This is a genomic window from Pseudomonas rubra (genome assembly GCF_028656935.1).
GTDB lineage: Bacteria > Pseudomonadota > Gammaproteobacteria > Pseudomonadales > Pseudomonadaceae > Aquipseudomonas > Aquipseudomonas rubra.
Genome location: NZ_JAMDGZ010000044.1, coordinates 104112 through 122708 on the forward strand (window position 1 = coordinate 104112; position 18597 = coordinate 122708).

The following is an 18597-nucleotide window of genomic DNA, read 5'->3' on the forward strand; positions in this document are numbered from 1 at the left end:
CACACAGCATACGACGTTGTTCAGCGCTTGCGAAACAGTTCGCGACTGACCAGCGGCCTAGCACCCAAATGCACGGCCAGGGCCTGGCGCATCAGGCGCTTGGCCGCACTCAGGGCGCCGGGCGTTTCCCAATCGGCATCGGCCATGGCCAGCAGTTCGGCGCCGTTGAACAGCCCCGGCTGCAACAGGTAGACCCGCTCAAGCCCGGCATCGACCTGCAAGCGGTACAGGCCATCGACGGCCAGCGGATCACCGTTGATGTCCTGATCAAGCGCAAAGGCGTAGCCCAGCTCGTCCAGCAGGCGCCATTCGAAAGCCCTCAGCAGGGGCTCCAGGGGCCGTCCCGCAGCCAGGGCCTGCAAGGTCGCGGCATAGTGCTCGAACACCACAGGATGGGGGTCTTCGGCCGGCAGCAGGCGAATCAGCAACTCATTGAGGTACAGCCCGCTGAACAGCGCGTCGCCATGTAGCCAGGCGGCCACACCAACGCTGTCCAGACGGCCGACATTCTTCAGCTCGCCACGCCCGCGAAACTCGACTTCAAGGGGCACGAAGGGCCGTACCTGGCTACCCGCCTTGCCGCGGGCACGGCGCATGACTGCGCGCAAGCGCCCTTGCGGGGTGAGAAAGTCAACCAGCGCGCTGGTTTCACGGTAGGCCCGGCTGTGCAGCACGTAGGCCGGTTGGCCAACTGGCAGATCCATGAGCGGCGCTTCAGAAAAGGTTCGACCCGGCGGCGGACGCCACCGGGCCTGGAGCGATCAGAGGTCGCCGTAGCCCAGCGAACGCAGGGCGCGTTCGTCGTCGGACCAGCCACCCTTGACCTTGACCCAGAGGTTGAGCATGACCTTGGCGTCAAACAGCACTTCCATGTCTTTGCGCGCCTCGGAACCGATGCGTTTGATCCGCTCGCCTTTGTCGCCAATGATGATCTTCTTCTGGCCGTCACGTTCGACCAGGATCAGCGCATGGATGTGCAGGATCTTGCCCTGCTGCTTGAACTCTTCGATTTCCACGGTGATCTGGTACGGCAGCTCCGCGCCGAGTTGACGCATGATCTTCTCGCGTACCAGCTCTGCGGCCAGGAAGCGGCTGCTGCGGTCGGTGATCTGGTCTTCCGGGAAGAAGTGATCGTTTTCCGGCAGGTGCTTGGCGATCAGGCCTTCGAGCGCTTCGAGGTTGTGGCCCTGCTGGGCCGAGATCGGCACGATTTCGGCATTCGGCAGTTGCTCTTGCAGCCACTGCAGGTGCGGGATCAGGTCGGCTTTCTCTTCGATCCGGTCGGTCTTGTTGATCGCCAGGATCACCGGACCCTGCACGTACTGCACGCGCTCCAGTACCAGTTGGTCTTCGTCGGTCCACTTGGTGCGGTCAACGACGAAGATCACCACATCGACGTCCTTGAGGGCGGCCGAAGCGGTTTTGTTCATGTAGCGGTTGAGCGCCTTTTCGTTGCTCTTGTGCATGCCCGGGGTATCGACGTAGATCGCCTGGACATCACCCTCGGTCTTGATCCCGAGCATGTTGTGGCGAGTGGTCTGCGGCTTGCGCGAGGTGATCGCCAGCTTTTGCCCGAGGATGTGGTTGAGCAGGGTCGACTTGCCCACGTTCGGGCGGCCGACAATAGCGACATAGCCGCAGCGGGTAGTGTTGGTATCAGTCATTGCCATTCTCCACGCCCAGGGCGATCAGTGCTGCGGCGGCCGCGACTTGCTCGGCGATCCGCCGGCTGACGCCTTGCCCTCGGCTTTTTTCAGTCAAAAGGGTCACTTCGCATTCGACGAAAAACGTCCGGCAATGGGGTTCACCTTGAATATCCACCACTTCGTAGCGTGGCAGTTCGCAGGCCCGCGACTGCAAGAATTCCTGCAGACGGGTTTTCGGGTCCTTGTTGGTATCGACCAGGGTCAGGCTCTCGAATTCGCCCGCCAACCAGGCCAGCACCCGCTCGCGGGCGGTGTGCATGTCCGAGTCCAGGTAAATGGCGCCAATCAGCGCCTCCAGGGCATCGGCCAGGATCGACTCGCGGCGGAAACCGCCGCTTTTCAGCTCGCCCGAGCCCAGGCGCAGGTAGTCGCCCAAGTCAAAGCCACGGGCCAGTACCGCCAGGGTCTCGCCCTTGACCAGGCGTGCGCGCAAACGCGACAGCTGGCCTTCGCGAGCCTGGGGGAAGCGCTCGAACAGCGCTTCGCCGGCGACGAAGTTGAGGATCGCATCGCCTAGAAACTCGAGGCGTTCATTGTTACGCCCGGCAAAACTGCGGTGCGTCAGGGCCAGCAGCATCAGCTCCTGGTTCTTGAAGGTATAGCCGAGCTGACGCTCGAGGCGGCTCAAGGAAACGCTCACAGTGTACCCACGTGCAGTTCGTGGTCGGAATTCAGGCCAGGCGCCTGGGCGCAAGGCTCACACTTTGCAGCTCGGTACACCGCCATCGGGGCTACCGTCGGATTTAACGCGTTGTTCAAATCAACATCCTGAAAGACTGTTTGGCTCATGCTCGCTGGCCGCGGTGCTCGGTTGAATCGCAAGATCCCTGAACACAGCCTATGCCAGAAACGCATTCGGCGCTGTCCCAGGACAGCGCCGTTGTGGTGTTACTTGATCAAGCCGACCCGAGACAGGTTGGGGAAGTGGCTCAGTTTCGGCTCTGGCCAGCTCATCCAGACCGCGAAGGCCTTGCCGACGATGTTCTTGTCCGGAACCATGCCGTGCAGTTCCTTGGGAATGCTGGGGTCATCCCAGTAACGGCTGTCGTTGGAGTTGTCGCGGTTGTCGCCCATCATGAAGTAATGGCCAGCCGGGACTGTCCACTGCTGATCAGGCGGCATGCGGTAGCGGCTCATCTCCTTGCGGATCAGGTGCTCGGCTGCACCGAGTTTTTCCTGATACAGCTCGGCACTGCCCAGGGTACCCGGTTCGCTGCCCACCAATTGCTCGGCAATTGCCTGGCCGTTGACGAACAGCTTCTTGTCGCTGGTGTAGCGAATCTCATCGCCCGGCAGGCCTACTACACGCTTGATGTAGTTGACGTTCGGGTCGCTCGGGTAGCGGAACACCATGACATCGCCACGCTGTGGGTCACCGATTTCGATGACTTTCTTGTCGATCACAGGCAAGCGAATCCCGTAGGAGAACTTGTTCACCAGGATGAAATCGCCCACATCCAGGGTCGGCTTCATCGACCCCGAGGGGATCTGGAACGGCTCGATCAGGAACGAGCGCAGCACCAGGACAATGAACAGCACCGGAAAGAACGATTTACCGTACTCGACCAGCAACGGTTCCTTGTTCAGGCGCTCGACCACGGCCATTTCAGGCTGGCTGACGCTGCCCTGATAGGTGGCGATTGCCGTGCGCCGGCGCGGGGCCAGGAACAGCAAATCGACCAAGGCCAACAGACCGCAGACGGCGACGGCGATGACAAGCAACAGCGGGAAATTTAGTGACATAGGACCTAACTATCCAACCTGAGCACGGCGAGGAAGGCTTCCTGTGGGATCTCCACATTACCGACCTGTTTCATGCGTTTCTTACCGGCCTTCTGCTTCTCCAACAGCTTGCGCTTACGGCTCACGTCGCCACCGTAGCATTTGGCCAGTACGTTCTTTCTGAGCGCCTTGACAGTGGTACGCGCAACAATCTGCCCGCCAATGGCGGCCTGGATTGCCACATCGAACATCTGCCGAGGAATCAGTTCCTTCATCTTCTCGGTCAATGCGCGACCCTTGTAGTGCGCATTGTCGCGGTGCACGATCAGCGCCAGGGCGTCGACCTTGTCACCGTTGATCAGTACGTCAAGCTTGACCAGGTTAGCCGACTGGTAGCGGTCGAAATGGTAGTCCAGCGAAGCATAGCCGCGGCTGGTGGACTTCAGGCGGTCGAAGAAGTCCAGAACCACTTCGTTCATCGGCAGATCGTAGCGCACTTGCACCTGCGAGCCGAGGAACTGCATGTCGCGCTGCACGCCGCGCTTCTCGATACACAGGGTAATGACGTTACCCAGGTGCTCCTGAGGCACCAGGATAGTGGCCGAAACGATCGGCTCGCGGAAGTCTTCGACCGACGAGACATCCGGAAGCTTCGACGGGTTGTCGACGTAAATGGTTTCGCCGGTCTTGAGCTTGACCTCGAAGATTACGCTTGGCGCAGTGGTGATCAGGTCCAGGTCGTATTCGCGCTCCAGGCGCTCCTGGATGATCTCCATGTGCAGCATGCCGAGGAAGCCGCAACGGAAGCCGAAGCCCAGTGCATCGGAGCTTTCCGGCAGGTACTGCAGCGACGAGTCGTTCAGGGTCAGTTTCTGCAATGCATCACGAAAATCTTCGAAATCTTCGGAACTGACCGGGAACAAGCCGGCATACACCTGCGGTTGAATACGTTTGAAACCTGGCAGCACCGCGACCTCGGGGGTCGTGCTCAGGGTCAGGGTGTCGCCTACTGGCGCACCGTGAATGTCCTTGATGCTGGCGATGATAAAGCCTACTTCACCGGCCTTGAGGTCGGCGGTCTGGGTGTGCTTGGGAGTGAACACACCGACGCTGTCGACCAGGTGGACCTTGCCGGTGGACTTGACCAGGATCTTGTCGCCCTTCTTCACCCGGCCGTGACGTACACGCACCAGGGAGACGACGCCCAGGTAGTTGTCGAACCAGGAGTCGATGATCAGCGCCTGCAGGGGCGCCTCGATATCACCGGTAGGGGCCGGGATGGTGTGCACCAGGCGCTCAAGCACCTCGTCCACGCCCATGCCGCTCTTGGCGCTACAGGCCACAGCGTCGGTAGCGTCAATGCCGATGATCTTCTCGATCTCGTCCTTGACCTTGTCCGGGTCGGCCTGGGGCAGGTCCATTTTGTTCAACACCGGCATGACCTCAAGGCCCTGCTCGATGGCGGTGTAGCAGTTGGCGACCGACTGGGCTTCGACGCCCTGGCCGGCATCGACCACCAACAAGGCACCTTCACAGGCCGCCAGGGAGCGGCTGACTTCGTAGGTGAAGTCGACGTGGCCCGGGGTGTCAATGAAGTTCAACTGGTAGGTTTTGCCGTCCTGCGCCTTGTAGTGCAGGGTGACGCTGTGGGCTTTGATGGTGATACCGCGTTCACGCTCAAGGTCCATGGAATCGAGTACCTGGGCTTCCATCTCACGCGCAGACAGGCCGCCGCACATTTGAATGAAGCGGTCGGCCAGGGTCGACTTGCCATGGTCAATGTGGGCGATGATGGAGAAATTGCGGATATGACTCAAATCACTCACGGGTCAACACTCAAAAAGGCTGCGGGCCGGACGCCCACCGAAAAATAGCCGGGAATTGTACCTGAAGCTTGACGTTGGCGTCACGTGAACTGTGGGCAACACGGCGGCGGGATGTGTTTCCATGGGAGGAGCTGGCTCTACCTAGGGTAGGAGCGGGCTTGCCCCGCGATGCGATGAGGCTGACAGAATGCTTTCGCGGGGCAAGCCCGCTCCTACAGCTGTAAAAAAGGGCAGCCTAGGCTGCCCTTTTTGGCTCAACCCGGCTTATTCAGCCAGTTTGAAGGTGATAAAGCTGGCACGCCCCTGACGCAGGACACGCATTGACACCGAACGGTTCTTCGGCAGTTCCTTGGCGATTTCGGTGAACTGCTTGGCCGAGAGGATCGCCTGGTTGTTCAGGTGGCTGATGACATCGCCCGGACGCAGGCCGATCAGCGCCGCCGGACCATCCTGGACTTCCTTGATGACCACACCGCCCTTGAGCTCGAGGGATTTTTTCTGCTCTGCAGTCAGGTCGGACACCGACACACCCAGACGGTTGCTGCTGCGCTCAACGCCGCCAGTGAGGTTGCTGGCGATTTCGGCGTCATCATCCGGCAGTGCGCCAATGGTGATGTCCAGCGACTGACGCTTGCCGCTGCGGATGATATCCAGCTTGGCCTTGGCGCCATCCTTGAGGCCACCAATCAGATGTGGCAAGTCGGCGGACATGACAATCGGCTGACCGTTCATGCTCAGGATCACGTCACCGACCTGCAGGCCACCCTTGGCTGCCGGGCCATCTTCGAGCACCTGGGCGACCAGGGCACCGGCTGGCTTGTCGAGGCCGAACGATTCAGCCAGGTCCTTGTTGACCTCCTGAATCACCACGCCCAGCCAGCCTCGGCTGACTTTGCCATCCTTCTTCAACTGATTGGAAACATCTATGGCAACGTCGATCGGGATGGCGAACGACAGGCCCATGAAGCCGCCGGAACGGGTGAATATCTGCGAGTTGATCCCCACTACTTCACCGCTCATGTTGAACAGTGGGCCACCAGAGTTACCCGGGTTGATGGCCACGTCGGTCTGGATGAACGGCACATAGGTGTCGTTGGGCAAGGTGCGACCCTTGGCGCTGACGATGCCTTTGGTCACCGAATGGTCAAAACCAAACGGCGAACCGATGGCCAACACCCACTCACCCACCTTGAGTTTCTCTGAATCGCCCAGCTTGACGATCGGCAGGTCCTTGCCTTCGACCTTGAGCAGGGCGACGTCGGTGCGCGGGTCGGTGCCGACCAGCTTGGCCTGCAACTCGCTGCGGTCCGACAGGCGGACGATGATTTCATCGGCGTCGGCGACCACGTGGTTGTTGGTCAGCACGTAACCATCACTGGAGATGATGAAACCCGAACCCAGCGATTGCGCCTCACGCTGACGATCACCGCGCGGCGAGCGCGGGGTCTGCGGCATGTTGCGCTCGAAGAACTCGCGGAACATCGGCGGCAGGCCTTCGAGGTCAGGCATTTGCCCGGCGGCGTACTTGCGGTCCGGCAGTTTCTGCTTGGTACTGATGTTCACGACCGCAGGCGACGCCTGCTCGACCAGGGTGGTGAAATCCGGCAGGGCTTCGGCCTGGGCGGTGAGCACCTGACCGAGCATGAACACGGCGGCGAACATCGATAGGTAGGTTTTCAAGCGTGGTATTGACATACGGCTCCCGTCACAACGAGCGTGGTTAGCAGTAGGGACCTGCAGAAGCAGGAAAGGCCAGCCCCCGGAAGGACTGACCTATAGAAAAAATCTGGAGTTTTTGCAAATTGCAAAGCTTGCCAATCATGTCAGCCAAGCAATCCTCGCACTGTCAGCTTCATTGCCAGCGTCTCATTTTTTTGCCTGGGCGTCCTGAGCGCGCATGGACAGCGCAATGCGTTCGGCGGTACCGATGGGGATCTCGCCGACTACAGTGACCATCATTTCGCCCTTGGGCGTGGTCAAGCGCCGCGAGACAGCCACCGTCGGGCCAAGCTGTGTGCGGATGTCAGCTGCAGTGCCTTTGTCCAGTGCTTCGACGAACACCGAGAAGCGTGCCAGGCCATCGTCATACATCAGGCTACTGACGGCGCTCTTGCTCTGAGGATCTTTGCGCACAGAACTTGTCACCAACTCGAAACCCGGCGGCAACCAGTCCGAACGCCATTCCGAGACCGGCTGTGCTGCCTGCGCGTTCATCTGGGTGACCGGCTTGCAGATACCGCTGGCCTTGAGATCGTCGTCGCCTGGCAGCTCGTCAGTATCCAGCCGGGTGAACTGGAAGCGCTCGAGCAAGCGTCCCTTGTCATCGAGCATCAGCGATTTGAGCGGCAGCCCGGTCTGGCGATCCAGGTGCAACTCGAAGGCATAACGGTGTTGATCACGCGGACTCAGGGTGACGATCACCGCTTCGCGGTCTGCCACCCTGGATTTGCCGGCGACCCCAAGGTCATACCAGCTCATCAGTTTCAAAGGATCAAACACTCGCGCCGCAGATTCCGGCGCATTGGCCACTCCTGCCTCCAGGGCTCCGCTGACGCATCGGGTTTGCCCATCGACACGCACGACTTCCTGGGCAGAGCCATCGAGCTGCAACAATCGCTCGCTGACCTTGCCGTTCTGGACGCGATGCCAGATGTCGTGGGTGGAGAAGCTACCGTTACGCTCGTAAACGAAAGTACCCTGATAACTCTGCTGTTGCTCGGCCTGGGCCAGTTTTTTGAGCCAGTCACCTGCCTCCGGAGAGGAGTTGGCGGCAAGGGCCGGCACCGTCAACCAGCCACCCAGCAGCAGCGGTATGAGAGGTAGCGCGCGCATGATCCTCCTTACTTAACGATTTTCCAGGCTGGCTGCACGTGCGTACGGCAGAGCGCTCTCGGTTCCTTTGAGGGCTGCTTCCTGAGCATGCTGGCGCAGGTAGCCAGGCAGACGCTGGTCATGCCAGCCGGTTTGCCCTTGCAGCACGCCATTGGCCATCGGGCCTGGCTGGTCTGCACTTTCACTATAGCCTGCCAAAACGGCCGGGCCTTGCGCTTGTGGCAGGCTCAGGCCTTGCTGTGCCGGTTGCTGGGCGGCCAGCTGGGCACCGCTGATTTCATCCTGGTTGTACAGGCGCACACCGGCCAGCACCGCGACGGTCACCGAAGCGGCGACGGCCAGGCGGCCCAGGCTGCGCCATGGGCCACGGGAGGCCTTGGCGGGTGCGGCTTCATCGGCCAGCGCTGCGGATACAGCCGAAGCGATATCCAGCTGTGGCAGTACCAGTTCCTTGTGCATGGCTGCACGGGCAACCTGGTAACGCGACCAGGTGGCACGGGTTTCTGGATCGTCGACGGCATTCAATACCCGACGTAATTCCAGCTCGTCCGCTTCGTTATCCATCACCGCGGACAGCGATTCCTGCAAAGCTTCACGACTCATGGCGGTTCCTCTCTTGGCTGTCGCCGCTGTCTCAGGTTTCCTGCAACAACGGCTGCAGGGCTTTATCTATGGCCTCCCGAGCGCGGAAGATTCGAGAGCGCACGGTACCCACCGGACACTGCATGACGCTCGCAATGTCCTCGTAACTCAGACCATCGAATTCACGTAAAGTTAACGCCGTACGTAAATCTTCTGGCAGTTGCTGGATGGTCCGATGGACGGTGCCTTCGATCTCATCTCGCAACAACGCGCGCTCGGGGGACTCCAGATCCTTGAGGCCATGATCGCCGTCGTAAAATTCCGCATCCTCGGAACTTACATCGCTGTCCGGTGGACGCCGACCGCGTGACACCAGATAGTTCTTTGCCGTGTTGATGGCAATGCGGTACAGCCAGGTATAAAAAGCGCTGTCACCGCGAAAATTACCAAGCGCGCGGTAAGCCTTGATGAAAGCTTCCTGCGCAACATCCTGGGCTTCATGGGTGTCGTGGACAAAACGCACGATCAACCCGAGAATCTTGTGCTGATACTTCAGCACCAACAGATCGAACGCTCGCCTGTCGCCACGCTGCACGCGCTCGACAAGCTGCTGATCCTCTTCCTGGGTTAGCATGAACACTCCTCAGTGAACTCGAAGGAGCGTTGCAAAAGCCACCGTTCAGGCTTGCAACCATAGACTCGGGCTTTTCGCAAAAGTTCTCCCCTCCAAGCAAGTTTCCTGCGGCCCTTGGTCGGCTCGCACGAAAAACGCAGCACGGTCACGGCCGGCTGCGTCGATAATCGGGTCTCGAATACGCAGACAGTGCCTCCAACGGGCGCCTGCCGTGCGTCGCCGCGGCATTGTGGCGTGCGGGCATCCTTCTATGGATATCCATCCATCACGGAAAGTTCCCACAAAAGGCCACCAAGACTGCACAAGCGCCATTGGAAATCAGGGCCTTGGGGCTGTTATAAAGGCAGCCGGCCTAGATTCACGATAGTTTCACAATGCCATAAACGCCTGACTATTGTGCCGATCCCCCCCTTCAGATACTAGTGTCCTGACATGAGCCAACAATTCCAACATGATGTTCTCGTGATCGGCAGCGGCGCCGCCGGCCTCAGCCTGGCCCTGACCCTCCCCGGCCACCTGCGCATCGCCGTGCTCAGCAAGGGCGATCTCGCCAATGGCTCGACGTTCTGGGCCCAGGGCGGCGTTGCCGCGGTGCTGGACGATACCGACACGGTGCAATCCCACGTCGAAGACACCCTCAACGCCGGTGGCGGGCTATGCCATGAAGACGCGGTACGCTTCACCGTAGAGCATAGCCGTGAATCGATTCAGTGGCTGATCGACCAGGGCGTGCCCTTCACCCGCGACGAGCACACCGGCGATGAAGAAAGCGGATTCGAATTCCACCTGACCCGCGAAGGCGGCCACAGCCATCGGCGTATCATCCATGCTGCCGATGCCACGGGTGCGGCGATCTTCACCACCCTGCTGGCCCAAGCACGGCTGCAGCCGAACATCGAACTGCTGGAGCAGCGGGTAGCGGTCGACCTGATCACCGAGCGGCGCCTGGGCCAGGATGGCGATCGCTGCCTGGGTGCCTACGTGCTGGACCGCAACAGCGGCGAAGTCGATACCTTTGGCGCCCGTTTCACCGTGCTCGCCACCGGCGGCGCGGCCAAGGTCTACCTGTACACCAGCAACCCTGACGGTGCTTGTGGCGATGGCATCGCCATGGCCTGGCGCGCCGGTTGCCGCGTGGCCAACCTTGAATTCAACCAGTTCCACCCGACCTGCCTGTACCATCCCCAGGCCAAGAGTTTTTTGATTACCGAAGCCCTGCGCGGTGAAGGCGGCCTGCTCAAACTGCCCAATGGCGAGCGTTTCATGCCGCGCTTCGACCCGCGTGAAGAACTGGCACCACGCGACATCGTCGCCCGCGCCATCGACCATGAAATGAAGCGCCTGGGGGTCGACTGTGTCTACCTGGACATCAGCCACAAACCGGCCGAATTCGTCAAAAGCCACTTCCCGACTGTTTACGAACGCTGCCTGACCTTCGGCATCGACATCACCCGCCAGCCGATCCCGGTGGTGCCAGCTGCTCATTACACCTGCGGCGGGGTGATGGTCGACGAGCAGGGCCTGACCGACGTGCCGGGCCTGTACGCCATCGGCGAGACCAGCTTCACCGGCCTGCACGGCGCCAACCGCATGGCCAGCAACTCGCTGCTCGAATGCTTCGTTTATGGACGCTCGGCCGCCAACGACATCAAAGCCCGCCTCGACCAGGTACAGATACCCCAGGCCCTGCCATGCTGGGACGCAAGCCAGGTGACCGATTCGGACGAAGACGTGATCATCGCCCACAATTGGGACGAGTTGCGGCGCTTCATGTGGGACTACGTCGGCATCGTGCGCACCAACAAGCGCCTGCAGCGTGCCGAGCACCGGGTGCGCCTGCTACTTGACGAAATCGACGAGTTCTACAGCAACTACAAGGTCAGCCGCGACCTGATCGAGTTGCGCAACCTCGCCCAGGTGGCCGAACTGATGATCCGTTCAGCCATGCAGCGCAAGGAAAGCCGGGGCCTGCACTACACCCTGGATTACCCGGACATGCTCAGTGAGGCCCGCGACACTATCCTGCAACCACCCACCTACGCCGACTGAATTTCAGGCGCACGCGCAGGCGCCGGTGTTGCACCGGCTCCAGCGCGTCGAAGGCAATACACTGGCTTTCGCTGAAACGCCGTGCGGGCCGGCGAAAACGCAGCACCACCAAGCCAGGCAGGGCCAGGCCGTCGGGTTTCAACTGCACCGGCTGCCAGCCCTGACCGTGGCTGAACAACTGCCAGCCGTGGACATCGCGGCGCAGTGCAGTAATGGCGTTGGGGTGAGTCAGCAGAATGCGCCGGGGGATGATCCAGGTGCCGTGCAGCAGGCACAGGGCGATGGCCACCAGGCGCAACCACAGGGGCAGTTGCAGCAGGCTCAGGGCCAGCAAGGCCAGCAACAGGCTGACGATGTACGCCGCCAGCAGAGCCCTTGAGCCCTGCCAGCGACATTCGAAGCGCTCACTTGGGCTGGACACGGTCCAGGATGATGCGAACCATGCGTTGCAGCTCCGGGTCTTCGGATTCGCTGCGCTCCATGAACCAGCCGAACATGTCCTGGTCTTCGCAGCTCAGCAGGCGTACGTACAGCTCGCGATCGGCTTCGTTCAGGTTGGGGTAGACCTCTGCGCTGAACGGGACCAGCAAGACATCGAGCTCGAGCATGCCACGGCGGCTATGCCAAAAGAGCCGGTTGAGTTCAGTTTGTTCGACCATGAAGCCCTCCTAAAATAGGCCGCCAGTATACAGAGCCCACGGCCGAGGGTCACACGACGTTGGTCCGGACATGTGAGCAAATAATGACAGAGGCCCGCGCTCAACTACCTATTTTGCCGACAGCGCTCTATCATGAGCCCCAGTCTTATCATCTTGCGATCAACCATGGCCGATTCCGCTTTTTTCTGTACCCTTTCCCATGAAGGCGTTCTCGCCGTGCGCGGCTCGGACGCCGGCAAGTTCCTGCAAGGCCAGTTGACCTGCAACATCAGTTACCTCAACGAGCATACCGCCAGCCTCGGCGCCCGTTGCATGGTCAAGGGCCGCATGCAGTCGAGCTTTCGCATCCTTCCCGAGGGTGATGGCTACCTGCTTGCGATGGCCCATGAACTGCTTGAGCCGCAACTGGCCGATCTCAAGAAGTACGCGGTGTTCTCCAAGGCCAAACTAACCGACGACAGCGCCGCCTGGGTGCGTTTCGGCTTGCACAACGGCGAAGCCGTCCTGCCGGCTCTGGGCCTGGACGTGCCAGCGCAGACCGACGGCGTGACCCGTCACAACGGCCTGATCGCCATCGCGGTATCGCCCATCCGGACCGAGTTGTGGGTGCCTGTCGAGCAGGCCGAAGCGGTGCAAACCCAACTGGCCGCCCAGCTTGCCAACGCCGAACTCAACGACTGGCTGCTCGGCCAGATTCGCGCCGGCATCGGCCAGGTCATGGCGCAAACCCGCGAGCTGTTCATCCCGCAGATGATCAACCTGCAGGCCGTCGGCGGCGTGAGCTTCAAGAAGGGCTGCTACACCGGCCAGGAAATCGTTGCGCGCATGCAGTATCTGGGCAAGCTCAAGCGTCGCCAGTACCGCGTGGCCCTGGCCGACGACACACCGCCTGCGCCAGGCACTGAAGTGTTCTCGCCGACCCATGGTTCATCCGTTGGCGAAGTGGTGCTGGCCGCCCGCAGCGATCAGGGCTGTGAACTGCTGGCCGTGCTCACCGCCGATGCCGTGGAAGACAACAACCTGCACCTGGGCAGCCCCGAAGGCCCGCGCCTGACACTGCTGACACTTCCTTACGAACTGGACCGCGATCGCGAAATCCAGCGCTGAGCCTGCGCCCGCCCGATACGGGCGGGGCACTCTTCAAATTGCGGTAGAGAATCACCATGAACAAGATGGCCGAGACGATCCAGGCCCAACTGCTGAACGCCATCGACAACGATGACCTGGTACTGCCGACCTTGCCGGAAGTGGCCCTGAGCATCCGCGAAGCGGCCGAAGACAGCGAGATCAGTGTCAGCGCCCTGAGCAAGGTCATCGGTCGCGACGCGGCGCTGTCGGCCCGCCTGATCAAGGTGGTCAACAGCCCCTTGCTGCGCGCCGCCAGCGAGGTCACCGACCTGCACACGGCCATCACCCGCCTGGGCATCAACTACAGCTGCAACCTGGCGATTGGCCTGGTGATCGAGCAGATCTTCCACGCCCGCTCCGATGTCGTTGAACAGAAGATGCGTGATATCTGGGCGAAAAGTCTGGAAGTAGCCGGCATCAGCTACGAGCTGTGCTTGAACTTCACCAAACTCAAGCCCGATCAGGCGGCGCTGGCGGGCCTGGTTCACCAGATTGGCGTGCTGCCGATCCTGTTGTATGCCGAGGAACACAACGAGCTGTTGGCCGACCCGGTCAGCCTGAACTACGTGATCGAGCAGATTCACCCCAAGCTCGGTGACAAGATCCTGCGCGTCTGGGATTTCCCCGAGCAACTGCTGCACCTGCCCGGGCAGATCCAGGACCTGGACCGTCGCACCGAGAGCGTCGATTACGTCGATATCGTGCAGATCGCCCAGGTGCTCTGCAGCAACAGCAAGGAACGGCCGCTGGCCGCCCTGCCCGCCTACCGCCACCTCGGCCTGCCCACCGGCACCGAACTGCAGGCCAGCGATCTGCTCAATGCCAAGGCGATGTTCCGCTAATCAGTGCTGAAGCTCACCCGCACCTTCAAACCGCCGCGTGACCATCATGCAGGCTGATCTGCGCCAGGTGTGCGCGGCAGATCTCGCCGACGATCGCCAGCCCCAGGCCGGTGCCTTGCGCGCTGCGCCGGTAGAAGCGCTCGAAGACCTTTTCCCGCTCGCTTTCAGGAATGCCCGGACCGTCGTCTTCAACTTCAAGAACCCCCGGCTCGCTGACCCGCAGAATTACATTGCCACCCTTGGGCGTGTGCGCCAGGGCGTTGTCCACCAGGTTGTTGAGCAACTCATTGAGCAAGGTCGGCTCGCCGCGCACCCACACCGGCACCTCAGCCTCCAGAGCCAGGGCGACACCGTGGGCGTGCGCCAGCGGCGCCATGGCCATGCCCAGTTCGCGCGCCAACTGGCTGAGGTCGAGTACCTGCGCGCCACCCTCGGCAATCGCCCGGGCGCCGTTCTCGACCCGCGCCAACGACAGCAACTGATTGGCCAGGTGGGTCAGGCGGTCGGTGCCCTGCGCGGCGGACTCCAGGGTGTCGCGCCAGACCTGCGGCTCATTGGAGCGCAACCCCAACTCGACCCGCGCCTTGAGCGCCGCCAGGGGCGTACGCAGTTCATGGGCAGCCTCGGCAATAAACTGCGCCTGACGCTCGAACTGGCCGCGCAGGCGTTCCGTGAAATGGTTCAAGGCACGCACCAGCGGGCTCAGTTCGCGCTGCACCTCTACCTGCGGCAAGGCCCGCAGGTCGTCGGGCTGGCGCTCTTCCACAGCGCTGCGTAGGCGCTCCAGCGGGCGCAGGGCGGCGCTCACGGCAAACCACACCAGCATCAAGGCGCCCAGGGCGAGCATCCCCAGGCGCAGCAAAGTGTCGGCCATCAAGCTGCGGGCCATGCGCACCCGGGCCTCCTCGGTCTCGGCCACACGGATCTCGGCCATGCCGTTCATGTTCGGCTCGCTCACTGCCTTGAGCAAGCTGACCACGCGCACGTCCTGGCCCAGATAGCGCGCATTGTAAAAGCGCGCCAGGGCCGGATAGTCGTCCGTACGCGGGGTATTGGGCGGCGGCGGCGGCAGATTTTCGTAGCCGGAGATCAGACGCTGGTGAATGTCGTTGACCTGGTAGTAAATGCGCCCGGCGCTGTCGTAGGCAAAGGTATCCAGGGCCACGTAGGGCACGTCGGCGCTGAGGGTCCCGTCGCGTTGCGACAAGCCGGCGGCGATGGTTCGCGCCGAGGCCAGCAAGGTGCGGTCGTAGGCAGTGTCGGCGGCCTCACGTCCGTTCCAGTAGGCACTCAGACCGCTGGCCAGCATCAACACCACCAGCAGGACCGCCAGATTCCACAGCAGCCGCCCGCGCAGGCTGCCGCTGTCACGCATCTTTATGCTCGAGCAGGTACCCGAGCCCACGGAAGGTGACGATGACCACGGCATGGCCATCGAGCTTCTTGCGCAGGCGGTGCACGTAGATTTCGATGGCGTCGGCACTGGCCTCTTCATCCAGGCCAAACACCTGGGCGGCCAGTTGTTCCTTGCTCATCACCCGCCCGGGCCGGGCGATCAGGGCTTCGAGCACGGCCTGCTCGCGGGAGGTCAGGGTCAGTAACTCTTCGCCAAGGGTAAAGCGCCGGGTATCGAGGTCGTAGACCAGCGGCCCACAGCGCTGCTGGCGCTCACCGCCAAGCACGCTGCGCCGCAGCAGGGCCTTGACCCGCGCTTCCAGCTCGGTCAGCTCGAACGGCTTGGCCAGGTAATCGTCGGCCCCAAGGTTCAGACCATGAACCCGGTCCTTGACGTCGCTGCGTGCGGTCAGCATCAGCACCGGCACGGTCTTGCCACGGCCACGCAGGCGCGCCAGCACCTCGAAACCGTCCATGCGCGGCAGGCCGACATCGAGCACCGCCACGGCATATTCCTCGCTGGCCAAGGCCAGGTCGGCGGCCACGCCATCATGCAGCACATCCACGGTCAGGCCGGTGCTTTTCAAGGCCTGGGCCACGCTCTCGGCCAGTTGCAGATGGTCTTCGACGAGCAGCACACGCATCGATCTCTCTCCTTTGCGTCGCGTTCAATGGCGCGGAGTGTACAGCCGACAGCCGGCCTGTGAAGCCTTTGAATGGATGAAAAGCAGTTGAAAGGTTAGCGAAAGGTTCACGTCCTAGCATCCTCTCACGGCTCACTCTGCTTGCCGTAAAACCGGACCCAAGGTCCGAAACTAATAAGAACAATAACGGAGTCACACCACGATGCTGTCTATGCAGCCGCAGGCGTACGCGCCTACCCGACGTATTCCCTCCCGCCAGACCGCAGTTGCCAGTGCCCTCGCCCTTGCCGGCGTCGCACCGTTGAGCCAGGCCGCCTTCTTTGATGACAGCAAGGCGAGCTTCGAAACCCGCAACATGTACTTCAACCGCGACTTTCGCGACGGCACCAGCGCTCAGCAATCCAAACGTGACGAATGGGCCCAGGGCTTCATGCTCAACTTCGAGTCAGGCTATACCGACGGCACCGTAGGTTTCGGCCTTGATGCCCTGGGGATGCTCGGTATCAAGCTCGACTCCAGCCCCGATCGCACCGGCACCGGCCTGCTGCCGACCCACGACGATGGCCGCGCCGCCGACGAGTATTCCAAGCTCGGCCTGACCGGCAAGGTGAAGATCTCCGCAACCGAGCTGAAGGTCGGTACGCTGATCCCGGAACTGCCAACCCTGCAGCCCAATGACGGGCGCATCCTGCCGCAAACCTTCGAGGGCGGCCTGCTGACCTCGGGCGAAATAAAGAACCTGACCTTCACCGGCGGGCGCCTGGAAAAAGCCCGCGACCGCGACAGCACCAACAACGAAGACATCGCCCTCAACAACAAGAACAAGCGCTTTCTCGGCACCGTCGCCGGTAACCATTTCGATGTGGCCGGCCTGGACTACAAGTTCACCGACAAGATCACCGGTAGCTACCACTGGGCCCAGCTCGACGACGTCTACCGCCAGCACTTCGTCGGCCTGCTCGCCTCCCAGCCGTGGGGCCCGGGCACCTTCGGCGCCGACCTGCGCATGGCCTTCAGCGACGACCAGGGCCAGGCCCGCGGCGGCAACATCGACAACACCGCGCTCAACGGCATGCTCAGCTACGGCCTCAACGGCCACAAGCTCAGTGCCGGCTTCCAGCACCTGTCTGGCGACACCGCCTTCCCCTATGTCGACGGCGCCGACCCGTACCTGGTCAACTTCGTCCAGATCAACGACTTTGCCGACGCCGACGAGCGCTCCTGGCAGGCTCGCTATGACTATGACTTCGCCAAGCTGGGCATCCCCGGCTTGAGCTTCATGACCCGCTACATCAGCGGCGATAATGTCAGCCTGGCCGATGGCGGCGAGGGTAAGGAGTGGGAACGCGACACCGAGTTCAAGTACGTGGTGCAAAGTGGCGCCCTGAAAAACGTCGCCGTGCGCCTGCGCAATGCCACCTTCCGTTCCAACTTCGCCCGCGATGCCGACGAAGTGCGACTGCTGGTGAGTTACAGCCTTGCGTTGTGGTAATCCCTGATAACAATAACGTTCACGGAGAGAAACGATGACTTTTTCACTGCGCCGTATTGCCCTCGCCACCAGTTGCCTGCTGCTAGCCGGTAACGTTCTGGCGGCCGAACCGAAACGCCCCGAATGCATCGCCCCGGCATCCCCCGGCGGCGGTTTCGACCTGACCTGCAAACTGGCGCAAAGCGCCCTGGTCAACCAGAAGATCCTCAGCAAGCCGATGCGCGTCACCTACATGCCCGGCGGTGTCGGCGCGGTGGCCTACAACGCGGTGGTCGCCCAGCGCCCGGCCGATGCCGGCACGCTGGTGGCCTGGTCCAGTGGTTCGCTGCTGAACCTGGCCCAGGGCAAGTTCGGCCGTTTCGATGAGAACGCCGTGCGCTGGCTGGCGGCGGTCGGCACCAGCTACGGTGCCATCGCTGTGAAAAACGATTCACCCTACAAGACCCTCGACGACCTGGTCGCGGCCCTGAAAAAAGACCCGAGCAAGGTGGTGATCGGCTCCGGCGGCACCGTCGGCAGCCAGGACTGGATGCCGACCGCGCTGATCGCCAAAGCCGCCGGGATCAACCCGCGCGACCTGCGCTACGTGGCCCTGGAAGGCGGCGGCGAGATCGCCACGGCCTTGCTCGGCGGCCACATTCAGGTGGGCAGTACTGACATCTCCGACTCCATGCCGCACATCCTGAGCGGTGACATGCGCCTGCTGGCGGTGTTCGCCGAGCAGCGTATTGACGAGCCGAGCATGAAAGACATCCCGACCGCCAAGGAACAGGGCTACGACATTGTCTGGCCGGTGGTACGCGGTTTCTACCTGGGGCCGAAGGTCTCTGACGCAGAGTACGACTGGTGGAAGGCCTCCTTCGACAAGCTGCTGGCTTCCGAAGAGTTCGCCAAGCTGCGCGACCAGCGCGAGCTGTTTCCCTTCGCCATGACCGGCCCAGAGCTGGACACCTACGTGAAGAAACAGGTGGCTGACTACAAGGCCCTGGCCAAGGAATTTGGCTTGATTCAGTAAGCCTGCCCCCTTTCTAGACGCATCGCGGGGCAAGCCCGCTTGTATGGTAAGACTTGAAGGGGTGGTGGGAC

At 61.8% G+C, this 18597-nt stretch carries 17 protein-coding genes and 1 pseudogene; 5 read left to right on the forward strand and 13 right to left on the reverse strand.

Annotated features, from left to right (window positions below; translation table 11 throughout):
* Positions 1 to 20 precede the first annotated feature (20 nt).
* The 9 genes from recO to rpoE form a co-directional block, all read right to left on the reverse strand.
* On the reverse strand, positions 21 to 704 hold the full coding sequence (gene recO / locus M5G17_RS19515; protein ID WP_273894539.1) for a DNA repair protein RecO: 684 nt from the start codon (positions 702 to 704) through the stop codon (positions 21 to 23).
* A gap of 57 nt (positions 705 to 761) precedes the next feature.
* Positions 762 to 1664: a GTPase Era gene (gene era / locus M5G17_RS19520; RefSeq protein ID WP_115085573.1), complete on the reverse strand. Its 903-nt coding sequence runs from the start codon at positions 1662 to 1664 to the stop codon at positions 762 to 764.
* On the reverse strand, positions 1657 to 2346 hold the full coding sequence (gene rnc, locus M5G17_RS19525) for a ribonuclease III (RefSeq protein ID WP_273894540.1): 690 nt from the start codon (positions 2344 to 2346) through the stop codon (positions 1657 to 1659). The genes era and rnc overlap by 8 nt, the downstream gene beginning before the upstream one ends.
* A 248-nt stretch (positions 2347 to 2594) precedes the next feature.
* Positions 2595 to 3449 carry a signal peptidase I gene (gene lepB, locus M5G17_RS19530; RefSeq protein WP_273894541.1) on the reverse strand — a complete coding sequence of 285 codons (855 nt, stop codon included), beginning with the start codon at positions 3447 to 3449 and terminating at the stop codon, positions 2595 to 2597.
* Between the two features lie 5 nt (positions 3450 to 3454).
* Complete coding sequence (lepA, locus tag M5G17_RS19535) at positions 3455 to 5254, reverse strand: translation elongation factor 4 (protein ID WP_273894542.1); 1800 nt, start codon at positions 5252 to 5254, stop codon at positions 3455 to 3457.
* Positions 5255 to 5518: 264 nt separating this feature from the next.
* Positions 5519 to 6916, reverse strand: coding sequence for a DegQ family serine endoprotease (locus tag M5G17_RS19540; RefSeq protein ID WP_273894570.1), 1398 nt, complete (start codon positions 6914 to 6916; stop codon positions 5519 to 5521).
* 204 nt (positions 6917 to 7120) lie between these two features.
* Complete coding sequence (locus tag M5G17_RS19545; RefSeq protein WP_273894543.1) at positions 7121 to 8086, reverse strand: MucB/RseB C-terminal domain-containing protein; 966 nt, start codon at positions 8084 to 8086, stop codon at positions 7121 to 7123.
* Positions 8087 to 8098: 12 nt separating this feature from the next.
* On the reverse strand, positions 8099 to 8689 hold the full coding sequence (locus M5G17_RS19550) for an RseA family anti-sigma factor (RefSeq protein WP_273894544.1): 591 nt from the start codon (positions 8687 to 8689) through the stop codon (positions 8099 to 8101).
* Between the two features lie 31 nt (positions 8690 to 8720).
* Positions 8721 to 9302, reverse strand: a complete 582-nt coding sequence (rpoE, locus tag M5G17_RS19555) for an RNA polymerase sigma factor RpoE/AlgU (RefSeq protein ID WP_010220971.1) — start codon at positions 9300 to 9302, stop codon at positions 8721 to 8723.
* A gap of 432 nt (positions 9303 to 9734) precedes the next feature.
* Here rpoE and nadB point away from each other — a divergent pair, with 432 nt between their 5' ends.
* Positions 9735 to 11351 carry an L-aspartate oxidase gene (nadB, locus tag M5G17_RS19560; protein ID WP_273894557.1) on the forward strand — a complete coding sequence of 539 codons (1617 nt, stop codon included), beginning with the start codon at positions 9735 to 9737 and terminating at the stop codon, positions 11349 to 11351.
* Here the strand turns inward: nadB and M5G17_RS19565 are convergent.
* Positions 11320 to 11772 carry a protein YgfX gene (locus M5G17_RS19565; protein ID WP_273894558.1) on the reverse strand — a complete coding sequence of 151 codons (453 nt, stop codon included), beginning with the start codon at positions 11770 to 11772 and terminating at the stop codon, positions 11320 to 11322. The genes nadB and M5G17_RS19565 overlap by 32 nt on opposite strands.
* Entirely contained in the window at positions 11756 to 12010 is a 255-nt protein-coding gene (locus tag M5G17_RS19570; protein WP_273894559.1) for an FAD assembly factor SdhE, read from the reverse strand. Before M5G17_RS19570 ends, M5G17_RS19565 begins: the two co-directional genes overlap by 17 nt.
* Before the next feature lie 165 nt (positions 12011 to 12175).
* On the opposite strand from M5G17_RS19570, the gene ygfZ reads away from it, so the two are divergent.
* The gene (gene ygfZ, locus M5G17_RS19575; RefSeq protein WP_273894560.1) at positions 12176 to 13117 is read left to right on the forward strand and encodes a CAF17-like 4Fe-4S cluster assembly/insertion protein YgfZ; all 942 of its coding nucleotides are present in this window, start codon (positions 12176 to 12178) and stop codon (positions 13115 to 13117) included.
* A gap of 56 nt (positions 13118 to 13173) precedes the next feature.
* Positions 13174 to 13980 carry an HDOD domain-containing protein gene (locus M5G17_RS19580; RefSeq protein ID WP_273894561.1) on the forward strand — a complete coding sequence of 269 codons (807 nt, stop codon included), beginning with the start codon at positions 13174 to 13176 and terminating at the stop codon, positions 13978 to 13980.
* Here M5G17_RS19580 and M5G17_RS19585 read toward each other — a convergent pair.
* Together M5G17_RS19585 and M5G17_RS19590 are read right to left on the reverse strand one after the other, a co-directional pair.
* Positions 13977 to 15355 (reverse strand): annotated as a pseudogene (locus M5G17_RS19585) (sensor histidine kinase). The gene M5G17_RS19580 and the pseudogene M5G17_RS19585 sit on opposite strands and share 4 nt — an antisense overlap.
* Entirely contained in the window at positions 15348 to 16019 is a 672-nt protein-coding gene (locus M5G17_RS19590) for a response regulator (RefSeq protein WP_273894562.1), read from the reverse strand. The pseudogene M5G17_RS19585 and the gene M5G17_RS19590 overlap by 8 nt, the downstream one beginning before the upstream one ends.
* Positions 16020 to 16221: 202 nt before the next feature.
* Here M5G17_RS19590 and M5G17_RS19595 point away from each other — a divergent pair, with 202 nt between their 5' ends.
* Together M5G17_RS19595 and M5G17_RS19600 are read left to right on the forward strand one after the other, a co-directional pair.
* Positions 16222 to 17511 carry an OprD family porin gene (locus tag M5G17_RS19595; protein ID WP_273894565.1) on the forward strand — a complete coding sequence of 430 codons (1290 nt, stop codon included), beginning with the start codon at positions 16222 to 16224 and terminating at the stop codon, positions 17509 to 17511.
* 34 nt (positions 17512 to 17545) lie between these two features.
* A complete protein-coding gene (locus M5G17_RS19600) occupies positions 17546 to 18526 on the forward strand; it encodes a Bug family tripartite tricarboxylate transporter substrate binding protein (RefSeq protein WP_273894566.1) in 981 nt (326 codons plus the stop codon).
* Positions 18527 to 18597: the final 71 nt, after the last annotated feature.

What these genes read in the sequence shown, in the direction of transcription:
- M5G17_RS19550 (WP_273894544.1), bottom strand. Translation starts at nt 8,689, where the DNA reads ATGAGTCGTGAAGCTTTGCAGGAATCGCTGTCCGCGGTGATGGATAAC.
- nadB (WP_273894557.1), top strand. Translation starts at nt 9,735, where the DNA reads ATGAGCCAACAATTCCAACATGATGTTCTCGTGATCGGCAGCGGCGCC.
- M5G17_RS19595 (WP_273894565.1), top strand. Translation starts at nt 16,222, where the DNA reads ATGCTGTCTATGCAGCCGCAGGCGTACGCGCCTACCCGACGTATTCCC.
- M5G17_RS19545 (WP_273894543.1), bottom strand. Translation starts at nt 8,086, where the DNA reads ATGCGCGCGCTACCTCTCATACCGCTGCTGCTGGGTGGCTGGTTGACG.
- M5G17_RS19600 (WP_273894566.1), top strand. Translation starts at nt 17,546, where the DNA reads ATGACTTTTTCACTGCGCCGTATTGCCCTCGCCACCAGTTGCCTGCTG.
- rpoE (WP_010220971.1), bottom strand. Translation starts at nt 9,302, where the DNA reads ATGCTAACCCAGGAAGAGGATCAGCAGCTTGTCGAGCGCGTGCAGCGT.
- era (WP_115085573.1), bottom strand. Translation starts at nt 1,664, where the DNA reads ATGACTGATACCAACACTACCCGCTGCGGCTATGTCGCTATTGTCGGC.
- recO (WP_273894539.1), bottom strand. Translation starts at nt 704, where the DNA reads ATGGATCTGCCAGTTGGCCAACCGGCCTACGTGCTGCACAGCCGGGCC.
- M5G17_RS19590 (WP_273894562.1), bottom strand. Translation starts at nt 16,019, where the DNA reads ATGCGTGTGCTGCTCGTCGAAGACCATCTGCAACTGGCCGAGAGCGTG.
- M5G17_RS19570 (WP_273894559.1), bottom strand. Translation starts at nt 12,010, where the DNA reads ATGGTCGAACAAACTGAACTCAACCGGCTCTTTTGGCATAGCCGCCGT.
- ygfZ (WP_273894560.1), top strand. Translation starts at nt 12,176, where the DNA reads ATGGCCGATTCCGCTTTTTTCTGTACCCTTTCCCATGAAGGCGTTCTC.
- M5G17_RS19540 (WP_273894570.1), bottom strand. Translation starts at nt 6,916, where the DNA reads ATGTTCGCCGCCGTGTTCATGCTCGGTCAGGTGCTCACCGCCCAGGCC.
- lepB (WP_273894541.1), bottom strand. Translation starts at nt 3,449, where the DNA reads ATGTCACTAAATTTCCCGCTGTTGCTTGTCATCGCCGTCGCCGTCTGC.
- M5G17_RS19580 (WP_273894561.1), top strand. Translation starts at nt 13,174, where the DNA reads ATGAACAAGATGGCCGAGACGATCCAGGCCCAACTGCTGAACGCCATC.